The organism is Lysinibacillus sp. NPDC093216, assembly GCF_050280325.1.
Taxonomy (GTDB): domain Bacteria; phylum Bacillota; class Bacilli; order Bacillales_A; family Planococcaceae; genus Lysinibacillus.
In genome coordinates this window covers 122,168-139,115 of record NZ_JBNNVB010000005.1, presented here as the reverse complement: position 1 = coordinate 139,115, position 16,948 = coordinate 122,168, and the positions used below count along the sequence as shown (strand labels likewise).

Annotated in this window: 13 protein-coding genes; 4 read left to right on the top strand and 9 right to left on the bottom strand. The window is 37.7% G+C overall.

What is annotated here, in order from left to right:
- The first annotated feature begins 68 nt into the window (after positions 1 to 68).
- The 3 genes from recU (at position 69) to ACQKOG_RS08310 (ending at position 3,976) form a co-directional block, all read left to right on the top strand.
- A complete protein-coding gene (recU, locus tag ACQKOG_RS08320; protein ID WP_370082210.1) occupies positions 69 to 719 on the top strand; it encodes a Holliday junction resolvase RecU in 651 nt (216 codons plus the stop codon).
- Complete coding sequence (locus ACQKOG_RS08315) at positions 716 to 3,469, top strand: PBP1A family penicillin-binding protein (protein ID WP_402868902.1); 2,754 nt, start codon at positions 716 to 718, stop codon at positions 3,467 to 3,469. Before recU ends, ACQKOG_RS08315 begins: the two co-directional genes overlap by 4 nt.
- A 186-nt stretch (positions 3,470 to 3,655) precedes the next feature.
- Complete coding sequence (locus ACQKOG_RS08310) at positions 3,656 to 3,976, top strand: hypothetical protein (protein ID WP_427445951.1); 321 nt, start codon at positions 3,656 to 3,658, stop codon at positions 3,974 to 3,976.
- Positions 3,977 to 4,048: 72 nt separating this feature from the next.
- Here the strand turns inward: ACQKOG_RS08310 and ACQKOG_RS08305 are convergent, their stop codons facing one another.
- From ACQKOG_RS08305 to ACQKOG_RS08280, 6 genes are all read right to left on the bottom strand, one after another.
- Positions 4,049 to 4,363 carry a YpoC family protein gene (locus ACQKOG_RS08305; RefSeq protein ID WP_370082214.1) on the bottom strand — a complete coding sequence of 105 codons (315 nt, stop codon included), beginning with the start codon at positions 4,361 to 4,363 and terminating at the stop codon, positions 4,049 to 4,051.
- Entirely contained in the window at positions 4,360 to 5,022 is a 663-nt protein-coding gene (gene nth, locus ACQKOG_RS08300) for an endonuclease III (protein WP_370082216.1), read from the bottom strand. The genes ACQKOG_RS08305 and nth overlap by 4 nt, the downstream gene beginning before the upstream one ends.
- Before the next feature lie 12 nt (positions 5,023 to 5,034).
- A complete protein-coding gene (locus tag ACQKOG_RS08295) occupies positions 5,035 to 5,763 on the bottom strand; it encodes a DnaD domain-containing protein (RefSeq protein ID WP_402868900.1) in 729 nt (242 codons plus the stop codon).
- A 96-nt stretch (positions 5,764 to 5,859) separates the two neighbouring features.
- Positions 5,860 to 7,155, bottom strand: coding sequence for an asparagine--tRNA ligase (gene asnS, locus ACQKOG_RS08290; protein WP_402868898.1), 1,296 nt, complete (start codon positions 7,153 to 7,155; stop codon positions 5,860 to 5,862).
- Between the two features lie 28 nt (positions 7,156 to 7,183).
- Entirely contained in the window at positions 7,184 to 8,377 is a 1,194-nt protein-coding gene (locus ACQKOG_RS08285; protein WP_370082222.1) for a pyridoxal phosphate-dependent aminotransferase, read from the bottom strand.
- Positions 8,378 to 8,393: 16 nt separating this feature from the next.
- On the bottom strand, positions 8,394 to 8,876 hold the full coding sequence (locus ACQKOG_RS08280) for a DUF5590 domain-containing protein (RefSeq protein ID WP_370082224.1): 483 nt from the start codon (positions 8,874 to 8,876) through the stop codon (positions 8,394 to 8,396).
- 468 nt (positions 8,877 to 9,344) lie between these two features.
- Between ACQKOG_RS08280 and ACQKOG_RS08275 the strand changes: the two genes are divergently transcribed.
- Entirely contained in the window at positions 9,345 to 11,357 is a 2,013-nt protein-coding gene (locus tag ACQKOG_RS08275) for a multicopper oxidase family protein (protein WP_370082226.1), read from the top strand.
- Between the two features lie 141 nt (positions 11,358 to 11,498).
- Here the strand turns inward: ACQKOG_RS08275 and ACQKOG_RS08270 are convergent, their stop codons facing one another.
- The 3 genes from ACQKOG_RS08270 to ACQKOG_RS08260 all read right to left on the bottom strand — a co-directional run bounded on the left by ACQKOG_RS08270 (position 11,499) and on the right by ACQKOG_RS08260 (position 16,940).
- A complete protein-coding gene (locus ACQKOG_RS08270; protein WP_427445946.1) occupies positions 11,499 to 14,492 on the bottom strand; it encodes an efflux RND transporter permease subunit in 2,994 nt (997 codons plus the stop codon).
- 38 nt (positions 14,493 to 14,530) lie between these two features.
- A complete protein-coding gene (locus ACQKOG_RS08265; RefSeq protein ID WP_427445944.1) occupies positions 14,531 to 15,295 on the bottom strand; it encodes a MerR family transcriptional regulator in 765 nt (254 codons plus the stop codon).
- A 382-nt stretch (positions 15,296 to 15,677) separates the two neighbouring features.
- Positions 15,678 to 16,940 (bottom strand): MFS transporter, encoded by a 1,263-nt coding sequence (locus ACQKOG_RS08260; RefSeq protein ID WP_427445942.1) that lies wholly within the window; start codon positions 16,938 to 16,940, stop codon positions 15,678 to 15,680.
- Between the last annotated feature and the right edge of the window lie 8 nt (positions 16,941 to 16,948).

Sequence of the window (16,948 nt, the reverse complement as noted above, 5' to 3'; positions counted from 1 at the left end):
AAGTGGAGAACTGCTACTTAATCATGGTAAACTATTGTATAATAGCAGTATTATAGAGGGTGAACTACGTGACAATTCGTTATCCGAATGGGAAATTATATTCCCCTAATCCAACTGTTCAAAAAACAGCCAAAAAGGGAAAGGACAAGGATTTTTCTTTTAGTAATCGAGGGAAAACACTAGAAGATGAAATTAATGAAGCAAACGATTATTATGTAAAAAGGCGACTTGCTATCATTCATAAGAAACCTGTTCCCGTGCAAATCGTCAAAGTAGAGTACCCATCACGAAGTGCTGCAGTTATTCGTGAGGCTTATTTCCGGACACCGTCGACAACAGATTACAATGGTGTTTGGAATGGGCATTATATTGATTTTGATGCAAAGGAAACTGCTTCAAAGACCAGTTTTCCACTAAAGAATATTCACGTACATCAAATGACACATATGCAGCAAGTGACGGAACAAAATGGTGTGGCTTTTATTATCGTTCGTTTCTCAGCTTTTGAACGATATTTTATCGTGCCATACGATGTTTTACAAAAGGCCTGGCTAGCGATGGAAAACGGTGAACGTAAATCGATTCCCTTTTCAACTATAGAAAAGGAAGCTTTTGAAATTCCTACAAGCTATTATCCACGGATCGATTATTTACCGATTGTCCAAAAGCTAATTGAAGCAAAAAGCCATGGTTCTGAAAGTGAGGAGATAGTAGAATGACTGAACGTCGTCCGACACGCGGTGAGCATCAAAAGGCTCTCGCTCAAAAAAATAAAAAAAGCGCTCCGAAACCATCGAAGAAAAAATGGTTTAAGCGCATTACATTAACAATAGTAGCTGTTATAGCTGCATGTTTTATTGGAGGTGCGGGGTTATTCGCCTATTATGCAAGTAGCGCACCTGAACTAGATGAGAACTTACTGAAGGACCCAGTTTCCTCAGAATTCTATGATAAAAACGGTGATTTATTTGCAACGATTGGTGCAGAAAACCGTAAATATGTAAAATATGAAGATATACCACAGGATATGATTAACGCGATCCTTGCAACGGAAGATGTACGCTTTTTCGAACACGGTGGTATGGATTTTTATCGCCTTGGTGGTGCAATACTCGCTAACTTCCGTGATGGCTTCGGGGCACAAGGGGCTTCGACATTAACACAACAAGTTGTTAAAAACTCATTTTTACAAAATGAAAAAAAATTAAAACGTAAGGCACAGGAAGCTTGGCTTTCCTTCCAATTAGAACGTAAATATACAAAAGAAGAAATTTTTGAAATGTACTTTAACAAAATGCTGATGTCAGGTCGTGTTTATGGCTTCGGTACAGCAGCCCAATATTTCTATGGTAAAGAACTAAAAGATTTAACTTTAGATGAAGAAGCATTACTTGCAGGTTTAGTACAACGTCCAAATGCTTACAATCCATTGAAAAATCCTGAACTTGCAGAAAAACGTCGTAATACAGTTCTAGGATTAATGTATCAACATGGTAAAATTACAAAAGCTCAGATGGAAGAAGCTAAGAAAGTAGACGTTCAAGCTGGCCTAGCTGACGATGCAACACGTCAAAAATTTTCTGGCTCTAAATACGATGCCTTCCTTGATGTCGTTATAAATGAGCTAGAGCAAAACGGTGATGGTAGTGCAATGGCTGAAGGAATTAAAGTATATACAACACTTGATCCAAAAGCACAACAAATTGTTGAAAACATTATGAACGATGACAGTAACTTCCCAACAAAAGAGATTCAATCGGGTGTGTCAGTCATTGATACGAAAACTGGTCAAATTCAAGCAATCGGTGGCGGACGCAATTATGGGACTGAACGCGGTTGGAACTATGCATATGACTTAAAACATCAACCAGGTTCAACTATGAAGCCATTACTAGATTATGGACCAGCAGTTGAAAATTTAAAATGGTCAACTGGTCAAACAATTGTAGATGAACCTATGACCTACTCAGGAGGAAAACAAACGATCAGGAACTGGGATAATAAATATATGGGTGCAATAACAGCACGTAAAGCTTTGTATGCTTCACGCAACGTTCCGGCTGTTAAAGCATTTAAAGAAGTCGGTCCTGATAAAGCTAAAGATTTTGCTAGTCGTTTAGGTATTAATACTGAAAGCGTTATGGAATCAGATGCAATTGGTGGTGGGGATATTACAATGTCTCCTACTCAAATGGCAGCTTCCTTTGCAGCATTTGGGAATAACGGTGTTTACACTGATCCTTATGCAATTACAAAAATCGTTTACCGTGACGGTAAAACAACAAAAGACTACACACCAGAGCCAAATGTAGCAATGAGTGATTATACAGCTTATATGGTGACTGATATGTTACGTGACGTTGTCGGCAATAAGCCTGATGCATCAGGTACTGCAGCAAATGTACCTGGATTAGATATCGCAGGTAAAACAGGTACAACAAACTACGCAGCTGCTGATTTTAGCAAGCATAATTTACCGGATACAAGTGTACCGGATTCATGGTTTGCTGGGTACACTACAAACTATTCAATCGCTATTTGGAGTGGTTATGAAGGACACTTTGATCCTATTACAACTTGGGATGAACGTCGTTTACCACAACATTTATTTAAACAAATTATGAAAGAGATTTCGGCGAACGTTGAAACACCACGTTTCAAAAAACCAAACTCAGTTGTGGAAGCTACAATTGAAGTAGGCACAAAGCCACTTAAATTAGCAAGTAATTTCACTCCAAGTGAGAAACGTCAAACAGAGCTATTTGTACGTGGTACAGAGCCTAAGGAAGTTTCAAATGAATACGCAGTGCCAGAACTATCTACACCTTACAATGTAAGTGCAAGCCTTGATATAGAAGGTCAATCTATCAATATTTCTTGGGAGCATGATGCCATGCTTAATCCGGAAACAGATGAACCACTACCAACTACCTTCGAGGTATCTGCTAAACGAGAAGGTGGAGAGACTATTTCTCTTGGTAAAACGGATAAAAAAGGCTTAACAGTTAGTAGCAAACAACTGGAAGATGGCAATTACACGATTTCTGTCGTAGCAGTTGTTGATGGTACACGCAGTAAACCAGGTACAGCTACCTTCCAAGTAACCGGTACGACTGATGAAGAAGATAAAGATAAAGATAAAGAGCCAGATACTCCGGATCAACCTGATGTTGAGGAGCCAACAGCACCTGATCAAAATGGCAACAACGGGGACAACGGTAACCACAATGGTAACGGAAATGGTAACAATGGCAATAACAGCAACAATGGTAATGATAATGGCAATGCTAACACTGGTGGGAATGGTAACACTGGTGGGAATGGTAACGCTGGTGGGAATGGTAACAACGGTAATACAGGAAATAACGGTACCCCCCCAGGTAACAATGGCAACAATAATGGTAGTAAGCCACCAACAACGCCAACTGAACCAACCGCACCGGATGATGGTACCGGTAGTACTGAATAAAAAAAAGCAGAGTAGCATAACGCTACTCTGCTTTTTTGTTGTTGGAAAACTATATGTCTATAAGTCAAAGTGTCATAATAAAGTATGACTCTTCGGCAAAACGAGAGGTTGATTTCCGTTCCGGCCTGGGCGCTTTGTCGCTGACGCTTCGCTTTCGCACAGAGCAAAGCTTCCTGGGGGCGTCCGATGAGCCGCTTCGCTCCAGGGTCTCGGGCCAACAGATGTTTTTTGCGCGAAAGCGAAGCGGCAGCAGCACCGATGTTGGTCACGAAGGCGTTATCACAGTACGTGATGGTTTTAGCCTTCGTTCCCCTATTGCTAATCCCCAAGGAGTCGCCCAGCCTCCACTCCAATCAACCACATCACATAGAATGTTTCTTTGGCATGGCTAGTGATAATTTGAAACTTCAAAAGTTACTTTTTTTTGCGCGAAAACGTAGCGATAGACTGTGGAAATGGCTCAACACTTTGACCACAGAAAAGCGCGAGAAATTCAACATTAATTGATTTCTCGCGCTTTTAAGGTTTTGACCAGTTATGTACCAGCCTCTTTTTATATTTCTGTGTTTATTTGTTGTATTACTTTTTTGCAGCCTGCAAGCGTAGCCGTGCTGCTCGTTTTTTTGTTTCCTTAAATAATTCATCGAGCTGACGATAACAGGCATATTGGCCAGGCTTTGCTTTTATAAAGGTTAATCGTTCGACACCGTTAATAGGCAACACTTCATCCCCTACTTCTTGCACTAAGCGTTCAAACAATAGAATGGCCATGTCCATCAATCCTTTTGCTTCACCATTTCTTGCATCATGAGCTGCATGAATTTTGCCTTCGAGTTCCACCCACTCTGCAAACCAGGCATCTACTTTTTCCTTTTCAAGTGCCTCTACATTCACGCTTCCTTCACCAACCCTTTCTTTAAACGCTTTTGCCCTTCTCTACAGTCATTAAGTAAAGGGCAAGTGTGACAGTTAGGGTTTTGAGCTTTACAATGATAACGACCGAAGAAAATTAGTTGATGATGTGTTTTCGACCACTTGTCCATCGGTGTTTTTTTCATAATTGTTTCTTCGACTTCAAGCACTGAATCCTTCCAGCGACATAGCCCTAATCGTTTAGAGACGCGCTCTACATGTGTATCCACTGCAAGGGCAGGAATTTCAAAAGCAACAGACAACACGACATTAGCCGTCTTACGACCAACTCCAGGCAATGTGACTAGCGCTTCTCGACTTGCAGGTATTTCTCCCTCGTATTCCTCTAATAGCCTTTGACATAATGCTTGAATATTCTTTGCCTTATTTCGATACAAACCAATGGAGCGAATGTCCTGTTGCAGCTCTTCTAAAGATACAGCTAAGTAATCTTCCGGCTTTTTATATTTTTGAAACAATGTTTTCGTTACTTTGTTTACAAGTACATCTGTACACTGTGCCGATAATAACGTGGCAATAGTTAGTTCAAACGGATTGTCATGTACTAACTCACAATGTGCATCAGGAAACATACGATCCATTTCCGCTAGACAATGCTCCCATTGTTTTTTTGTTAACATGTTGGAAGCCCCCTATTCTCTTTCTTCTAACCAATTATAAAATGGTACTTTATTTGTCGACTGCGTTTCTTGCTGCACTGTTCGGACTGGCGGTCGGTTAAATGTTTGTTTTTCACGGAACTGCTCGCTTTGCTTCTGTGCAGCCTGTGGTGTCGAAATATTTTTCTTTTTCCACTCCAGTAATATTCGATCTATATAACGAATACTTAGCTTGCCAGCAAACACAGCCTCCTTAAGCGCCTCCTTAATAAGCGCCGGACTGTGCTTATCCTCATCTAACCAAAATCCGATTTTTTCTAGCTCTAAAGGAGATAAAAGACGCCCCATTTCCTCTTCAAATAATCGGAAAACCTCCCCCTCTTCTTGTCGAAGTGATGTTGCGGATTTTTGATGTTCCTTCATTTCAATTATCTGCATAATACGCTCCCACAGTGGGTATACCGAGTATTTTTCATATAGTTTGCCACTTGCATCGACGTCGCTTGTTATTTCTAGGAAACCTTTTTGCATTAATCGCTGTAGACGTGAAGTAATGTCATTGCTAGGCATTGTTAGACGATTCATTAGATCATTAGGCGTTGGAAAATCATTCCCCTCTATATTGAATGCAAGTAAATGCATAACAATAAGTGCCTCATCATCCTCAATATTTAACTCCTTATAAAACTGAAAAAAAAGCTGAGGAATTTGAATCATTCTCTGCTCAGTCCATGTACGGAGTCGATTATTATTTGCGCTCATATTATACTTGACTCCTTTTCCATCGTAAGTAGAAAAGCCGCGTAGACATATCACTACGCGACTTTTTTAATTTTGCACTTTCAAAACCTAAATTGCTTAAGGGTATAAGCGGTTTAATAAACGTGGGAATGGGATTGTTTCACGAATATGCTCCGTGCCAGAAATCCATGCTACTGTACGTTCTAATCCAAGACCGAAGCCTGAATGTGGCACAGAGCCTTGTTTACGTAACTCTAAATACCATGCATAAGCATCTAAAGATAAATGATGTTCTTCAAGACGAGATTTTAATAAATCAAAGTCATGGATACGCTCAGAACCACCAATTATTTCACCATAACCTTCTGGTGCAATTAAATCTGCACATAATACTACATCATCGCGGTCAGGATGTGGTTGCATGTAGAACGGCTTAATGCCTACTGGGTAGCATGTGATGAATACAGGTTTGTCATATGAATTAGCAATTGCTGTTTCATGTGGTGCACCGAAATCATCGCCCCATTCAATATCGTCAAATCCTTGTTCATGTAATAAGTTAATGGCATCGTCATAAGAAATACGAGGGAATGGTGCTTTAATATTTTCAAGTTTAGATGTATCACGGCCAAGACGCTCTAAATCTAATTTGCAATTTGCCAGAACTGATTGCACGATATGCTCCACGTATTGTTCTTGCATTTCTAAGTTTTCTTCAAATTCAACAAACGCCATTTCCAGCTCAATCATCCAAAACTCGATTAAGTGACGACGTGTTTTAGATTTTTCAGCACGGAATGTTGGGCCGAATGAGAACACTTTACCTAAAGCCATCGCAGCCGCTTCCAAGTAAAGCTGACCAGATTGTGAAAGGAATGCATCTTCATCAAAATATTTTGTATGGAATAACTCAGAAGTACCTTCAGGAGATGATCCAGTTAAAATTGGCGGGTCCATTTTTGTAAAGCTAGTGTTGTTAAGAAACTCATAAGTTGCACGAATAATTTCGTTACGGATTTTCATGATCGCATGTTGCTTACGAGAACGTAGCCATAAGTGACGGTTATCCATTAAAAACTCAGGACCGTGTTCTTTTGGCGTAATCGGAAAATCTGTTGCAGCGTGAAGCACTTCAATACCAGTTACAACAAGCTCACAACCAAAGCTTGAACGCTCATCTGCTTTAACCTCTCCTGTAATGTACATAGAAGTTTCTTGGGACATACCTTTTGCAATGGCAAAAATTTCTTCGCCTACTTCTTCTTTTACAACAACGCCCTGTACAAAGCCAGAACCATCACGTAGTTGTAAAAAGGCAATTTTACCACTTGATCGTTTGTTCGCTAACCAAGCACCTAGCTTGATTGTTTCGCCGATATGCTTTGGCATATCTTGAATCATAATTTTTTTCATAGAAATCCTCCAAAGTTGGTTAAAAGGATTAGTCTTGCCATTTTGATTTTACAAATGTATCAATTCGACGGACTGCCTCTTCTAATAAGTCTAAAGATGTAGCATAAGATAATCGCATTGTAGTTGGTGCACCAAATCCAGAACCTGGAATCACTGCTACGTTTGCTTCCGTTAAAATATCCGAAGCGAATGCATCTACTGAATCATAGCCAGTATGAGCCATAGCTTCCGCTACATCTGGTAATAAATAGAATGCACCCTGAGGTTTTAAAACGTTGAAGCCAGGAATTGCACTTACCTGTGGATAAATTTTTTCAAGACGAGATTCGAATGCTTGACGCATTTCTTCTACAGCGTCTTGTGGTCCATTATACGCTTCCACTGTTGCATATTGTGCAGTTGTTGTTGCATTTGATGTAGAGTGTGATGCAAGATCGGTCATTGATTTAATAATGTCCGCATCCCCTGCAGCATACCCGATACGCCAACCTGTCATAGAGTGAGATTTTGCAACACCATTTACAACGATTGTACGTGCTTTCACTGCATCAGATAGCTGTGCAATTGAAAAATGCTCAATACCATTGTATACAAGCTTCTCATAAATTTCATCTGACACGATTAAAATATCTTTTTCTTCTGCAACAGCAGCAATTTCAGCAATCTCTTCACGAGAATAAATCATACCTGATGGGTTGCTAGGAGAGTTAATAATAACTGCTTTTGTTTTATCTGTCACAGCAGCTCTTAATTGATCCGCAGTAATTTTATAGCCTTGCTCACGTGTGCCTTCCACATAAACAGGTACACCGCCTGCTAATTTTACTTGCTCAGGATAAGATACCCAATAAGGAATTGGAATAATAACTTCATCGCCCTCGTTTAAAATAACTTGGAATAAAGTATAAAGAATATGTTTTGCTCCAACACCTACAATTACTTCATTCGGCTTGTATGTAAGATTGTTGTCGCGTTGAAGTTTATCGATAATCGCTTTCTTAAGTACTGGAAGACCGCCAGCAGGTGTATATTTTGTTAAACCTTTTTCCATCGAGTCAATAGCAGCATTTAAAATATTTTGTGGCGTGTTGAAGTCAGGCTCACCAGCACCTAGACCAATAACATCAATACCTTGCTCTTTTAATTCCTTTGCTTTCGCAGTAATTGCTAAAGTTGAAGAAGGTGTTAAAGTTTTTACACGGTTTGCTAATAAATTTTTCATACGGGATCTACTCCTCTTATAAATTCGTAATGCGCTTCCACCAGTCGCCGTCCTTAAACATAATATAGACATAGTTGAGCTTATCGTGATCGTTTAGGTATGTAATTTCCCAAACAGCACCTGGCTCCTCATAGCCTAATTTGATATTAAGGACTTTTTGTACATTGCCTTCTTTTTTCAAAACCGATAATGCCTGCTTTTCCGTAATACCATCTTTTAAAAGTACTTCCTTAATAGAATCAGCTTTTAGATTCGTCGGAACAAAGACAGCTTTTTTATCACCATATTCATCTACCCCGAACACAGTGACATACGAATGTTTGCCATTATATGTGTAAGACTCCGAGACAATTGCGAGGGCTTTGGCATCGAGTGCCAACTGTTCAGCCTGATCTTCAATTGAATGGAATGGAGCCTCGGCTTTCCAGAGTACTAAAATACTAATGACAAGTGACAACGAAACCATAAAGACAGAAATGAAAATCAACCAGTTTTTCATATATTCACCTTATGTTTCACATCTAGCATATTCTTTAACCCCAATGCCTGATGCTTTTGTATGTTTATAACTGCGTATACATTCATTTTGCTTTCCATTTTTGTCAACCTGCTTTCTTTCCTCATACCACAACATTATACAACAATTTTGTGCTGTCGTGTTTCTTAATTTCATATATTGTACGTTGATAGAATAACGTTTTCAAATGATTCGGGTAGTAATTTTTTTCTTTTTAGTGCAACCCATAAAAATAATAACCCTTTCAATTTAAAAATTCCTATTCACAATTGCAAAGAGGAAGTAAAATTTGCCACTAAAAAACCTATAATAATTCACAAATAGCACAGTTAAATGTAGATATTTTTTTATTAAGTACAATTATCTCCATTATTGTCCTAGTTGCCTATTGTTTTTACCCATATGATAAGGTAATGAGCAATTTTAAGAATTGAAAAGGGACGTGATGTTTTGACTAAAGAAGTTAATCCTACAGATCCAGCAACAATACCTAAATTTGTGGATGAGCTGCCAAAACCGGTTACCGCTAAACCTAAATATTATAAAGGTCAACAGAGAAAAAACTATTATGAACTTAAAATGATGCAAGCAGAGCATTCTTTCCATAAAGATTTCCCAAAATCAATCATATGGGGCTATAACGGGCTTTATCCCGGACCGACAATTGAGGCTACAAAAGACAAAAGCATTTATGTTAGATATAAAAATCAATTGCCCTTAAACCACTTTTTACCCGTTGATTTTTCACTTCATGTGGCAAACGATTCAAAGGAAGTAAGAACTGTTACACATTTACATGGCGCAAATGTAGATTGGGAGAGTGACGGCCATCCCGATGCATGGTATACAAGAGATTATGCGCAAACAGGTCCAAAGTTCAATAAAGAAATACATGAATATACTAATCATCAACCAGGCACAACACTGTGGTATCATGATCATGCAATGGCGCTAACTCGTTTAAATGTGTATGCTGGATTAGCCGGTTTTTATTTACTTCGAGATTCGCTTGAGGAGCGTTCTAACCTACCTTGTGGTGACTATGAGTATCCTATCTTAATACAAGATAAATCGTTTAATGAAGACGGCTCACTTTTCTATCCTGATGAACCACCATTTCCAGTTCCCGTTCATCCATCTATTACACCTGGTTTTGTTGGTAATACCATCGTTGTAAACGGCAAGGTCTGGCCTTATTTAAATGTCGAGCCTCGTAAGTATAGATTTCGTTTTCTCAATGGTTCCAATAGAAGAGGTTATGTCATTAGCCTTTCAAACGATGAGCCTATGATACAAATCGGAACAGACGGAGGCTTTTTAACAGCCCCTCAAGAAATTCAATCTGTAGAATTATTGCCGGCAGAACGAACAGATGTTATTGTCGATTTTTCATCATGTGAAGGTCAGGAAATAACGTTAGTCAATTCTGATGAAGATTTCATTGATGAACATACACGAGTAATCATGCAGTTTAACGTGTGTCTTCCTCTAAAATGTGAGGATGCTAGTGAAATACCAGAAAGACTCGCAGTATCAATGGATTTACATTCACACGATGCACATATCGAGAGACACTTACCATTAACTGCTACGACAGACGATTTTGGTCGACCAATGTTATTATTAAATAATCGTATGTATCATGATCCTACTACCGAAAAGCCTGCACTTGATAGTATAGAGATTTGGAATTTTATCAATGCCACGCAGTTTGTTCACCCTATTCATCTACATTTAATTCAATTTAAAATACTAGAACGACGCCCTTTCGATATGGAGCTATATCAAAATGAAGGTAGACTGGAATTTACAGGTCCCCCTGAAAAACCGCATAACTATGAGCAAGGTTGGAAGGATACTGTAAAAGCGGAAGCAGGGAAAGTTACGAAAATTATTATGCATTGGAAAGATCATGCCGGTCATTATATGTGGCATTGCCATTTCCTAGAGCATGAAGATCATGACATGATGCGACCAATACTTGTCATGGAGGATGTTCACCCTGTGCAAGAGCCACATGCTGAAATCCAACATGAAATAGAGCATTCGCAAGAACAGCATCATGACGACTCTACTATTGTTATGGGCAATAATGAGCACACTGTACCACTCTTGAACACTACTGCACACATCACGCCAACTGAATACTCTCAAGCTTCAATGCAAACAACGTATTTAGAAGACGAAATAGAATATACTCCGCAAACTATCCCTCTCTTAACTAGTACTCAAAACACTACTCACTCTACTGAAACAACTCATTTAGAAGACAATGTGGAATATAATCAGCTATCTTCTCCACTCTTGAACAATACTCAAAATATCACTTTTTCAAAAGTAGAACCCCCGGAACACCAAATTGTTCGTTCTGATATTGAAAGCATCCCTCAACCAATCTTCCCGTCTGCTGAGTCTCTGCCTCGGCAAAGGATACCTGTTAGGCGTCGGAGAAGATGGTACTAATGTTAAAAAGGCTGGGACAAAACTGGGCAACTCTTAAAAAGCGCGAGAAATCAATTTTAGAAACATTGATTTCTCGCGCTTTTCTGATGTAAAGAAATTCTTTTCTTGAAAATATACTTATGTCCCTACCTCTCTATGATTTTAATTCTTTTTAAATAGACTATAAAGAATAGGTACGATAAACAATGTTAAAAAAGTAGAAGTAGATAGCCCTCCTATAACTACAACAGAAAGAGACTTCGATATCATCCCAGTTTCATTCGAAATAGCCATCGGGATTAATGCACCCATTGTTGCAATTGCAGTCATCAAAATTGGGCGAATACGTACGACCCCTGCTTCAATTAAAGCTTTTTGCTTGGTCATTCCACATCTTTCAAATTGCTTCACCTTATCAACTAGAACGATAGCATTCGTTACGACAATTCCATTTAGCATTAGTAAACCGATCATTGCTGGCATACCGATTGGTTCCTTCATAATATAAAGTCCAATTAATGCACCTATAATAGAAAATGGAATAGCGAACAAGATAACAAACGGTGCTTTTCCTTCTTTGAAGGTAAAAACCATAACCAAATAAACTAAGATAACACTAATTGCTATGGCAATCGACAAATCTTTGAAACCATCATCCATCGATGCAGATACACCTTCCTTATAATAGCTAATATTTTCAGGAAGCCGTAAGTTATTAATTACCTTATCTGCTTTTGCAGTTACATCTCCTACTTTTTCATCAGTAATAGTTCCATACACCATGATATATTCATTGCCATTTAGATGAGTAATTGAAGTTACATTATTAACCCTCTTCAGTTCTCCTATTTCATGAAGAAAGACAGGCATTCCCATTGCATTACTGATTTGGAGCTGTCCTAAATCTTTAAGAGATGTAACCTCATCCATTTTCAAACCTAGGTTCACTTCTCTCGTTTCCTCTTCAAGTCTCATGGTCGTTACTACATCACCATTAATGAGTGTTCGAAGGCTTTGTGCAACTATAGCTGGAGTTAATCCTTTTGCAGCAAGTTTTTTATCATCCAAATCGAAAACGATTTCAGGTACTTCTCCTTCTAAAGATGTTGTCACATCCTTCATCCCTTGTACTTCTTTTAAAGCCGTTGTAATCTGCTCACTTGCTTTTTTAATATCCTCAAAATCCGCCCCGTTTACAACTAGGGTGTATCTGCTTTCTTCCCCTCCTATAATTCCACCGATACCTGATACTGTCATTTCCTCTGGTTCAGAGATCGTTGTTAATTGTAGGCGAACGTCATTTACATAGTCGGTCAAATTTCCAACAGAATCATTGACAACGAATGAAATCGTCGAACTTCCAGAGTGTCCGTCAATATTAGTATTTATAAGGTTGATGTCCTTTCGATCTAATAATATATTTTCTACTCTACTTACGACATCAGCTGTTTTCATTGGAGCAGTTCCTTTTGCCATTGTGATGTCGACCTTGAAATCATTCACTTTCTCTTGTGGCAAGAAGGTTGTCCCTAGCCTCGGTGCAATAATGAAAATAGAACCTATCAAAATTAATATTGCGATGGTTAGAGTAACTAAACGATGATGTAAAACCCAAGTCAAACTGTTGCGATACCAAGTTTGAAGTCTATTTTCACTTGATTCTTTAGGCGTAATTTTTAATAAAAAGATCTTGGACAATATTGGAACAACGGTTACAGCAACAATTAATGAAATCAACAATGAAATAACAATAGTCCATGCAAGTGGCTTAAAAAAACCTCCTACAATTCCTGGCACAAAGGCAAGTGGTAAGAAAACAGCAACTGTTGTGATCGTTGAGGAAGTAATCGCAGATGCTACTTCACTTGTAGCCTGCTCTATTAATTCTACATTTCTTTCTTTTGAAGCTCTTACTCTTCTAAATATATTTTCAATGACGACAATTGAATCATCTACAACTCGCCCAACTGCTACAGCAATACCAGCAAGTGTCATAATATTTAATGTATATCCCATTGCTTTCAACAAAAGAAAAGATGCAAAAATTGAGACCGGAATGGAAATGACGGCAATAATGGTCGAACGGATATTTTTTAAAAATAATAAGGTGATGATGATTGTCATTAATGCCCCTAAAAATACTTCACGTAGCATTGAATGGACCGATTGATTAATTTCGATGGATTGATCACGTAAGATTTCGACTTTATAATCTTCTGGAATAGCTAAATTATTTATTTCTTTTTTCACTTGATCAACGATTGCTACTGTATTAGCACCACCTTCAGGGATAATGCTGAAACTTACGCCAGGTTTTCCGTTAATGCGTGTCATATTGTTTGTGTAATCACTTTTATATGAAATTTCAGCTATTTCGCCTAAATTCGTGGTTGTAATATTTTGCGAATTTACTTCTTTAGTAAAAAGCTTTATGTCTTTAATGTCCTCAATAGATTTTAGCTCGCTATTTATTCGTACTGGCAATACTTCATTTGAAATGGAGATGTCTCCAGTCGGCGTTGAAAGATTATTTGCCAAAATAACTTCTCGAACATCGTTAAAAGAAATTTCTCTTGTCATCAATTGATGTGGCAGGAGTCGAATAATGACAAACTTTTCCGTTGTTCCACTAATTTCTATATCACTTATACCTTCTATTACAGAAAGTTGTGGAATTATAGTATTCTTTACATAAGTTTCAACTTCGTCATTTTTATCTGAAGCATATATACCCATTGAGAAAATTATTGGGTTTCCACCAGGTTTAGTTAATTCATACCTCGGTTCCCCTGCAAATTTAGGCAACTGTAATTTATCTACACTTCTCCTTACGAGCTGCTCCGCTTCCTTCATATTCATTGTCATTTCAAATTCAATAGTTGAATATACGGCATTGGCTACACCGTTTGTATAAACATTTTTTCTCCCTTCTAGCTTCTTAAATTCCCTTTCCATTTGCTCCCCTATATCATTCATCGCTTGTTCAGGTGAAGCTCCTTGATAAGGAATAACTACTGTTAAATATGGAATATCAATATTCGGGTACTTCTCACTATGTAATGTTTGTAATGAATAAATTCCTCCTACAATAATAAGAGGTATTACTAATATCATTGTTAAAGCATTTTTCATACAAAAGCGGATGAATCGTTTCATATTGCTCCTCCCTCAAACTATCCCCAGTCCTTTTATCCCTACTCAATTTGTATAACAGGTAACAATAAATCTAGTTGAGTAAAATCATCACCTCGATACCACTCAAGAATGGAGCGTGTCGGTACCCATTTATGTTGAAGCGCGTATTGAAGTAATTTAACGTATCCATCCTTGATCGTTGACATTTGTTCTTTAAATGGCAATGCCAGACATATACAAGAAGGCATATGTTCAATAAAATCACTTTCAGCTATATCATTTATGTTTGTATTTGCTGGAACACCAAAGCCAATTTGAGCTTTGATTACATCTTGGCCTGATAAATAATTTAAATAATAACTTTTAATGCTAATATTTAATTGTTTTAATTCATTTGCTCTGTTTTCAAAATGAGCTCCAAATTTACCCGTTGTGGATTGAGCTGTATACCAAATAATTTTTTCATCATTTTTATCAATCAAATAGATATCATCTCGAATGGGGTCACTTTCTAAATAGCGTAAGCTAATATCCAACAGTTCTCGTTTTTGTTTCATATTTTGAATCCACGTTTTCATCATTTCCTGGCGAGTCGTTTCATCCTGCTCGTGTAAATAATTTTGAATTTCATGTATAGGTACATCTGCTAATCGCAAAGTGGATATTAACTTTACAGTTGCAATTTGACTATCCGCATAAACTCGATAGCCATTTGAACTTCTTTCCTCCGGTAACAGTAAATTTTTAGTTTCATAAAATCGTAATGTACTTTTGGCTATACCTGTTCTTTCAGAGAATTCTTGAATTGTCATATATTTTTTCAAATCATCACACCTCTCTTAACTCCAATGTAAACCTTCAACCAACTTGAAGGTCAAGTATTATTTACCATATCAATATATTATTAGGGGTTTAAAGTAACCATTTTTATCCACTTTTAAATTGATTAGAATACGCTGATTTCCGCTACAATCAACTAAAAATAGGTACACATAAGTAAAATATCAACAAAAAGATCCTTTAATCGGTCAATAATAAGCCTATATTTCCTCAAAGCAATACACCTATTTTTTTATCTATAAAAAAGAGCCCCTTTTGCTGTGCTTTAAGGGACTCAAAGGTTAATCATTTGAAAATGATCGTCAGTATTTAATTTTGTTTAGAATTATTGAAGAGTAAAACATAGAGTAGCAGATTTCTTTTCAATCATTCTGCTACCTCGCTCTTTTCAAATCGTAAAATTCTCTTTGTTACAATTGCCATCACTACCATGGCCATACTAATCATTAAAATAGGAACGTAGACTTTAACACTAAACGCTTCAAATAATAAACCATACAATATTTGCCCAATTGGTGCCATACATTGTGAAACGGCAATGATAATAGCCATGACCTTCCCTAAGTTTTCATTAGGCGTTTCTTTTTGTACAAGTGTAATAACATATATTGAAATAACGGTCAGAATCATAGCGATGATAAGCGCACTACAAACAAATAAAGTATAAGACGGATAGAAACCTAGATGAAGCATGAGTGGCGTAACTGCTAGAGCCATTGGAACAATCAATAAAGCGGTGATAAACACCCAAAAGTATAAATTATTGATACCCATTTTTTTCGCAAAGTATCCCATAGATAAAGCTCCTAAAATTGTAGCAAAATCGATTAGCCCCATCCCTACACCATACAGAGTATCACTACTTTGCATTGTAACACGGAGAATAATCGGTACCCCCACGACAAACAACGGTGTTAATAATAAATTTAATAATGCCGCTAAAATCATACATTTGAATATAAAAGATTTCTTCACTACATAGCTAAAGCCCTCTTTCAAATCATTTACAAGCGTCGGAATAATATGTCCGCTCTTCTCTCGTCGGATAAATGGTATATGAATAAACATTTCTAATATGGCAGAAAGGAAAAAGAACACACCACTTGCCAAGACAAGTACTTTTAAGCCAATCATACCGTACAGTATTCCACCTAATACAGGAGCAGCTACATTAGACAATGATTGAATACCATTGACAATTCCATTTGCTTGCTCAAGCTTTTCCTCTTCTACAAGTACTGGAATACTTGCCATCACTGCAGGTGCATACATAGCACTAACAAAGGAAAGCAGTACCATCACAACACCAATAAGCCAAACGGAACTATTACCAATCGCTAGCATTGCGAAGAAACTAAACACAATTATGCTACTCGTAAAATCGAAAATCACCATCAAATTGCGTCGATTAAACCTATCAGCTATTGCTCCTCCAAGAGGTGCTAGTAAAATCGGGACACTCGATATCGCAAATAGTACTGCAAAAAGATCTGCACGTCCTGTAATATCTAGTACATAAAGTGATAAGGCAAACCTTAAAAGCGCAGACCCTAAAATAGAAATAATTTGCCCAATCACCATAAGGTTAAAATCTGTTGAAAAGCCTTTTCTATTAATCTGTGATTCCATTCATTAGA

Coding starts and splice junctions, on each gene's coding strand:
- ACQKOG_RS08260 (WP_427445942.1), bottom strand. CDS start 16,940: ATGGAATCACAGATTAATAGAAAAGGCTTTTCAACAGATTTTAACCTT.
- nth (WP_370082216.1), bottom strand. CDS start 5,022: ATGTTAACAAAAAAACAATGGGAGCATTGTCTAGCGGAAATGGATCGT.
- ACQKOG_RS08310 (WP_427445951.1), top strand. CDS start 3,656: ATGAGCCGCTTCGCTCCAGGGTCTCGGGCCAACAGATGTTTTTTGCGC.
- asnS (WP_402868898.1), bottom strand. CDS start 7,155: ATGAAAAAAATTATGATTCAAGATATGCCAAAGCATATCGGCGAAACA.
- ACQKOG_RS08270 (WP_427445946.1), bottom strand. CDS start 14,492: ATGAAACGATTCATCCGCTTTTGTATGAAAAATGCTTTAACAATGATA.
- ACQKOG_RS08295 (WP_402868900.1), bottom strand. CDS start 5,763: ATGAGCGCAAATAATAATCGACTCCGTACATGGACTGAGCAGAGAATG.
- ACQKOG_RS08280 (WP_370082224.1), bottom strand. CDS start 8,876: ATGAAAAACTGGTTGATTTTCATTTCTGTCTTTATGGTTTCGTTGTCA.
- ACQKOG_RS08315 (WP_402868902.1), top strand. CDS start 716: ATGACTGAACGTCGTCCGACACGCGGTGAGCATCAAAAGGCTCTCGCT.
- ACQKOG_RS08285 (WP_370082222.1), bottom strand. CDS start 8,377: ATGAAAAATTTATTAGCAAACCGTGTAAAAACTTTAACACCTTCTTCA.